This is a genomic window from Cyclobacteriaceae bacterium, from assembly GCA_013141055.1.
In the GTDB taxonomy this organism is placed as follows: Bacteria; Bacteroidota; Bacteroidia; order Cytophagales; family Cyclobacteriaceae; genus ELB16-189.
On the sequence record JABFRS010000001.1, the window covers coordinates 3,255,959 to 3,263,186 of the forward strand.

General features: G+C 41.9%; 5 protein-coding genes. All 5 read left to right on the forward strand.

Translation table 11 applies throughout. The annotated features are described in order from the left end of the window. Window positions 1–39: 39 nt before the first annotated feature. The 5 genes from HOP08_14450 to HOP08_14470 all read left to right on the forward strand — a co-directional run bounded on the left by HOP08_14450 (window position 40) and on the right by HOP08_14470 (window position 7,223). The gene (locus tag HOP08_14450; GenBank protein NOT76124.1) at window positions 40–621 is read left to right on the forward strand and encodes a radical SAM protein; all 582 of its coding nucleotides are present in this window, start codon (window positions 40–42) and stop codon (window positions 619–621) included. Window positions 622–631: 10 nt separating this feature from the next. Further along, window positions 632–1,600 carry an aminodeoxychorismate synthase component I gene (locus tag HOP08_14455; GenBank protein NOT76125.1) on the forward strand — a complete coding sequence of 323 codons (969 nt, stop codon included), beginning with the start codon at window positions 632–634 and terminating at the stop codon, window positions 1,598–1,600. Next, window positions 1,584–2,180: a hypothetical protein gene (locus HOP08_14460; GenBank protein ID NOT76126.1), complete on the forward strand. Its 597-nt coding sequence runs from the start codon at window positions 1,584–1,586 to the stop codon at window positions 2,178–2,180. The genes HOP08_14455 and HOP08_14460 overlap by 17 nt, the downstream gene beginning before the upstream one ends. 56 nt (window positions 2,181–2,236) lie before the next feature. Next, the gene (locus HOP08_14465; protein ID NOT76127.1) at window positions 2,237–4,150 is read left to right on the forward strand and encodes an OmpA family protein; all 1,914 of its coding nucleotides are present in this window, start codon (window positions 2,237–2,239) and stop codon (window positions 4,148–4,150) included. 145 nt (window positions 4,151–4,295) lie between these two features. Beyond that, complete coding sequence (locus tag HOP08_14470) at window positions 4,296–7,223, forward strand: TonB-dependent receptor (protein ID NOT76128.1); 2,928 nt, start codon at window positions 4,296–4,298, stop codon at window positions 7,221–7,223. Window positions 7,224–7,228: the final 5 nt, after the last annotated feature.

Consider the following 7,228-nt stretch of genomic DNA (forward strand, 5'->3'; position numbering starts at 1 on the left):
TTGAACGTACAAGCTCCGACATTGCAATCACTTCCTTTAATGGAAGACTTTTATACCATTCAGGGAGAAGGGTCTTACCAGGGCTATGCTGCTTATTTCCTGAGGCTGGGAGGTTGTGATGTGGGTTGTGTCTGGTGTGATGTAAAAGAGTCATGGCCAGCAGATGCACATCCAAAAGTTTCTGTTGAAGAAATGATCGGTAGAGTCAGGGCTGCAGGCGCTCCATTGGCAGTCATCACAGGCGGTGAACCAGCGATGCATGACCTGAAGAGTTTAACCAGCGCACTCAAATCTGCAGGAATAAGAACTCATATTGAAACTTCCGGTGCTTATCCATTAACCGGTGAGTGGGATTGGGTTTGCCTGTCTCCTAAAAAATTCAAGGCACCACATGCTTCTGTTTATTCCTCAGCCAATGAATTGAAGATCATAGTCTTTAATAAAAGTGACTTTGATTGGGCTGAAAAAGAGGCAAGTAAAGTATCGGATTCTTGTATTCTGTTTTTGCAGCCTGAATGGTCAAAGGAAAAAGAAATGCTCCCCCTGATCATTGATTATGTAAAGAATCATCCACGCTGGAGAATATCCCTTCAGGTTCATAAGTATATGAACATTCCTTAATTCTGTCGGTTTGAATCAGCAGGAATTTTCAAACACACTGAATACATGGGGACGGGATCGAGTCCCTTTTCTGTTTTTTATAGATTTTGAAATGGAAAAGCCCGTTGCTTTCCCTCTTACTGGAATTGATCCGGACCTCATTCAATACAACTTTCAGGGATTCACGAATTCTAAGACAAAGGAAAAGTTAAAGGATCTGACCTTCGGCAAAGTTCCTATGTCACTTGAGGAATATCAGGAGCGCTTCGATAAAGTGATGCTTCATTTAAATAGGGGGGATTCATTTCTTACGAACCTGACAATCTGCACAGAGCTGAAGACGAACTCTGATCTTGCTGACTTGTTTCATGCATCTCACGCGAAGTATAAGATCTATTATAATGATCAGTTTGTCTGCTTTTCTCCTGAATCATTCATTCAGATAAAAGACAATAAGATATTTTCGTTTCCAATGAAGGGGACGATAGATGCCTCTGTGGAGAATGCTGAACAGGTCATTCTTGCCGATAAAAAAGAATTGTCAGAACACATTACGATTGTGGACCTGATCAGGAATGATTTGAGCCAGGTAGCGGATCGTGTGGAGGTATCAAGATTCAGATATGTTGAGGAATTGAAGACGCACGACAAAACTTTGTTGCAGATAAGCTCAGAAGTAACTGGTCATCTAACGGGTGATTACTGGAGTAGAATAGGCGATATGTTGATCAGTCTCTTGCCAGCAGGTTCTGTTAGTGGTGCTCCAAAACCGAGGACCCTGGAGATCATTCGGGAAGCTGAAGCAGAGAAACGTGGTTACTATACAGGAGTTTGTGGTTACTTTGACGGAACAAGCCTTGATAGCTGTGTCATGATCAGATTTGTTGAAAAGATCAATGACTCTTTATATTACAGAAGTGGTGGTGGAATCACTGCACAAAGTTCTGTTATCAGTGAGTACAAGGAAGCAATAGAAAAAATCTATGTCCCAATTGATTGAGACAATCCGGGTTCAGAAGGGTGAATTCTATCACCTCAGCTATCACGAGCAGCGTATGCAGCGTGTATGGAAGGGTCTTTTTAACATCTCTCCGCCATGGTCGCTGCAGGAAGTTCTCTCAAAAACATCCGTGCCTTTAAATGGATTATATAAGTGCAGGCTTACGTACGATACGAAAGTTAAAGATGTGGCGTTTGAACCATATGAACCAAGAAGAGTAGGTTCATTGAAAATGATTTACAACGACACAATTTCTTACGATCATAAATTTAAAGACAGAACTGTATTAAATGAGCTTTTCAGTCAGCGGGGTGATAAAGATGATGTGCTCATCATTAAGAACAAACTCGTTACAGATACTTCTTATGCAAACATTTTGTTCCGAAAGGGGTCGGAATGGTTTACACCTTCTTCGTGTTTGTTGCAGGGAACAACCAGGCAGAGATTGATTGATGAAAAGAAGATTAAAGTGGAGGAGATTTCAGTGGATATGATTACCTCATTTGAAAGCTTCAGGATTATTAACTCAATGCTCCTGGACGAGGCTCCGGAAATTACGGTTGGGCATATAATAAATTAGCATAATTTTTGTTGGAGTTGTGGGTCATTACATTTAACAAGTACCTTTATAGATCGATGAGGAATTCAATTATTCTGATTTTCATATTGTCAGCGCTGATCGCTCAATCACAACCTGTTCTCAACACCAGGAATAAAAAGGCGATCGAGCTTTATGTAGAAGCAGATAATTTCCGGGTGCGTGGTGAGTTTAAGCAGGCACTTTCATTGTTGGATCAGGCGATTGATAAGGATGAGAATTTTTCTGAAGCTTATTTTCGCAAGGCCCTTATTTACAAAACCCTCAGGAACTACAGCAGATCCAATGAGCTTTTCAATAAAGGATTAAGTCTTACGGCAGATGCAAAAAAGCAGAAGTCTTATTTCTTTGAGCTTGGCGAGAATTATCTTCTGGAAGGGAACTATCAGCAGTCATTACTTTTTTTAGATCGATATCTGGAGGCAGAAATTCTCAATAAGGCGAAGATCGAGCAGGCAACACGATGGAAAGCAAATGATCAGTATGCTATCCGCAACATAAAAGAAATTTCACAATTCAGACCACACGCATTGAGTGATACGGTCAATGTTGCGCCGATGCAATATTTTCCGGTGCTTACTGCAGATGAGCGTGAGCTTATTTTTACGCGAAGGCTGGGGCCAAAGGATGAGGATACAGAAGATCTTGTGGTCTCCAGAAAAGATCCTAAAGGAAAATGGATGAGTCCTGTCTCCATATCTCCAGCCATCAATTCACCCTTCAATGAAGGAACGTGCACGATCTCTGCCAATGGACGTCAGTTAATTTTTACTTCCTGTTATGGAAGGAAGGGATACGGTAGTTGTGATCTTTTTGAGAGTAAGAAAGTAGGAGACGAGTGGACCATACCCGTTAATCTTGGACCTGAGATCAATTCTCCATCATGGGAATCACAACCTTCCCTGTCTGCTGATGGAAGAACATTGTTCTTTGTTTCTGAACGCCGTACCGGTCTTGGCAAAAAAGATATATACGTTTCTTACAAGCTTGATGAAAATCGTTGGTCGAAGGCTGAAAATCTCGGAGACAAAATCAATACACCCTATGATGAGATATCTCCCTTCATTCATGTAAATGGACGAACACTTTTCTTTGCTTCCAATGGTATGCCTGGATTCGGTGGTCACGATCTTTATCGCAGTGAAAAGGAAAATGGTCAATGGAGCGAGCCAGTAAATTTTGGTTATCCTGTAAATACGCATGAAGATCAGTTCTCACTTTTCATCACAACCGATGGTCAGCATGGATTCTATTCCCATGAAGACAATGAAAAAGCAAACTCTTCAAAAATATTTGAGATCAATGTTCCGGAAGAACTCCAGCTTCGTTACAAAAGCAATTATGTTAAAGGAATTGTTCGGGACAAAAAGACCAACAAGCCATTAAACGCGCGTCTTGAATTATTGAATATGGATAAGAATGAGCTCGTGTCATTCGTTCGTTCTGATTCTGTAACAGGGGAATATCTGATGGTGCTTACACAAGGAGCAGATTATGGATTATACGTTAGCCGACCTGGCTATCTGTTTCAAAGTTTGAATTTCAATTATCAGGCGGAAGGAAATCTGATTCCGGTTTCCGTGGATGTATATCTTGAGCCTGTTGAGATGGGAGCGACCGCAGTTCTGAACAATTTATTTTTTGACCTTAATAAATATGAGCTGAAGGATAAATCTATTACCGAACTGGATAAGATCATCCGGTTCCTGAACGAAAATCCCACCATCAGAGTGGAGATCAGCGGCCATACCGATAATGCCGGTACACCTGCCTATAACCTTCAACTTTCTCAGAAACGTGCGCAATCGGTTTCAGACTATCTGAGCACGCATGGCATTGAAGCCAGACGATTGCTCCAGAAAGGTTTTGGGGCAACCAAGCCTCTTAAGCCTAATGACTCAGAAGAGAACAGGCAAATAAATCGCCGGATTGAATTCAGAGTCGTGAAATAATTCCCGCCACCCAAATTTGGGTATTCATTCTCCAGGCGGGCATTTCTTTCCAATATTTTGTTACATTTAAATTAATTAAATGTAAAGGCATCGACGCACCGATAGCATGAAGTTCAGATCCCTACTTTTTTTACTGTCTTTCTTTATGAGCGTTGGTGTATATGCTCAAACCAATGTTTCCGGTAAAGTCATATCTGAAGAGGATAAAGAAGGAGTACCCGGAATAAACATTGTTGTGAAAGGTACCAGCACAGGAACCGTTACCGATGTTAATGGAAATTATAGTGTTGTGGTGCCTGCCAATGGAGTACTCATCTTTTCTTTTGTTGGTCTTCAAACTCAGGAAATTCTTGTAGGCAAGCGCACGATCCTGGATATCATGATGAAACCAGATCTTAAAGAACTGGAAGAAGTTGTTGTGACGGGATATCGTGAAGAGAGCAGGAGAGCATTGCCGGGTTCTGTTGCCGTTGTAAAATCCGATAAACTTCAGAATGCCACCATTGCTTCATTCGACCAGGTATTGCAGGGAAGAGTTCCGGGCATGCTGGTATCAGGTGGTTCCGGTCAGCCAGGATCATCCGCGAGTGTTATTATTCGTGGTATCAAATCGATCAGCGGTGTGAACGGACCTCTTTATGTATTGGATGGAGTTCCAATAGCATCGGGAGTATTCAATACATTAAATCCAAACGACTTTGAAAGCATCAGTGTTCTTAAAGATGCGACTGCAGCCGCGCTCTACGGATCACGGGGTTCTAACGGTGTCGTTGTCATCACAACAAAGAAGGGAAAATCAGGAGAGACTCAAATAAACTATGGTGTTCAGTATGGAGTTTCCTTTGCTCCACAAAATCGTCTTCAGGTTATGAATTCCACTGAGAAGATTGATTTTGAATTGCTGACAGGCGGAAGCAGCTTAAGCACTATGACCAGTGAGCAGATCGCCCGTCTCAGATTGATCAATACCAACTGGCAGGATGTTTTGTTCACCACCGCACGGACAATTCAACATGATCTGAGCATTCAGGGTGGAAATGACAAGACAACCTTCTTCATTTCAGGAAATTATTTGAATCAGGAAGGAACTGTTCGCAATACAGGATTGCAACGCTATACAGCAAAAATCAACATTCAGCATGAGGCTAAGAATTTCCGGATGGGAATGAATAGCTCTCTGGGATATTCTAAAAATCAATCGACCCTTGAGGGCAATGCATACATTGGATCTCCTCTCAATGCAGTACGTTGGAGCAATCCGTATGAGAAACCCTACGACGATAACGGGGATTACACAAAGATAAAATCAGGACAACCTAACGCCCTTCAGGAGCTTCTTGAAAATCATCGCCACTTCTTCGACATTAAAGCTATTGTCAATGTCTATGGAGAATACTTTGTTCCTGCAGTTCAGGGTTTAAGTGTCAAGACTTCATGGGGAACAGATTACACTCAGCGTGAGAATGACACATACTTTGATAAGAGCACGTATACAGGTTCACAAACTCCCGGGCAAAGTGGAAGTCAATCCCGGGGAAGTTCATCCGTGGTCAACTTTGTGGGAACCAACTCAGTTAATTACAGAACGACCATCAATGACGTTCATGACATCTTTGCAGCTGTTTATCATGAGGTCGTCTACAATCAAAGAAAGGACTATGCCTTTACCGGATATGGAATCACCAGCAATCTGAAAAATGATGGCGGCATCACGGTAAGCCCCACCTATCTTCCGGGATTAAGCGGCAACAACCGTGAGATTGCACTGCAATCATTCTTCACGGAACTGTCATATTCTTACAATAAGAAGTATTATCTGAAAGCAGGATTCAGAAGTGATGCATCGTCTGTATTCGGAGCAAATTATCAGCATGCAAACTTCTATTCCATTGGTGGAAACTGGAGAATCAGTGATGAAGACTTCTTCAAGAACCTGACTACTAAAATTGATTTTCTGAAGATCTATTCAAATTTCGGAACCTCAGGAAATCAAAGTGTTCTGGATGCAAATGGTCAGATCGATGCGTATCCTTCTCTTTCCCTTTATAGCCCTCAGTTTTCTTATGATGGAAGTTCTGGTATTCGTCAGACCCAGCCTGCCAATCCTGATCTGAGCTGGGAAACAGTGCAGTCTTTCAATGCTGGTTTTGAATATTCAGTGTTGAAAAACAGAATCTCTGGTTCTATTGAGTATTATATCAACACAACACAAAATCTTCTTTTAAATAGTCAGCTGTCGCGAACCAGTGGATTTGAAACGATCGCGCAGAATGTTGGTAAAATGCAAAACCAGGGAATTGAAATTGATATCAATGCCAACGTTCTTAAGTTCCGTGGATTCTCCTGGAATGTGGGTGCAAACTTCACCTACAACCAGAATAAAATTGTAAAGCTTGCGGAGACGGAAGAGATCATCAATGGACTTACGATTACTAAAGTCGGACTTCCCTTTGGAACGAACTATGTTGTACCATACGCAGGCGTGAATCCGGCAAATGGAGATGCTCTTTACTATAAGAAGGATGGTACATTGACCAATCAGTTCTCATCAGATGACCTGGTTCCAATGGGTACACGCTTTGCTCCACGCTTTGGCGGCTTTACCAACACATTCAACTACAAGGGTGTAGAGCTTTCAATCTTTTTCTCATGGGTTCAGGGCAATCAGGTATTTAATAATGACAGAACAAACGTTGAGAATCCGACCTACTATGTTGATAATCTTTCAAAATCATTGTTGAGAGCATGGAAGCAGCCGGGAGACATTACAGATATTCCAAGAATTCAAACTACCGGAGGACTTACTACCAATTCATTCCAGGCTCAGACCTCACGTTATGTTGAAGATGGATCATTCCTGCGATTGAGAAATGTAATGCTGTCATACAATCTTCCATCAAAGTGGATTGATAAAGCAAAATTGAGAAGCGTGCGGGTGTATGCACAAGGACAGAATCTCTGGACGCTGTTTAAGTTCCAGGGATGGGATCCTGAATTAGCAGCCGGTACTTTGACAGGAGCGCAATACCCGGCGCTGCGCACAGTGACGGCAGGTGTAAATATTGGATTTTAGAAGTC

Bases quoted from the DNA above. Each gene is read 5' to 3' on its own strand.
- HOP08_14450 (NOT76124.1), top strand. From the start codon at position 40: ATGGAAGACTTTTATACCATTCAGGGAGAAGGGTCTTACCAGGGCTAT.
- HOP08_14460 (NOT76126.1), top strand. From the start codon at position 1,584: ATGTCCCAATTGATTGAGACAATCCGGGTTCAGAAGGGTGAATTCTAT.
- HOP08_14465 (NOT76127.1), top strand. From the start codon at position 2,237: ATGAGGAATTCAATTATTCTGATTTTCATATTGTCAGCGCTGATCGCT.
- HOP08_14470 (NOT76128.1), top strand. From the start codon at position 4,296: ATGAGCGTTGGTGTATATGCTCAAACCAATGTTTCCGGTAAAGTCATA.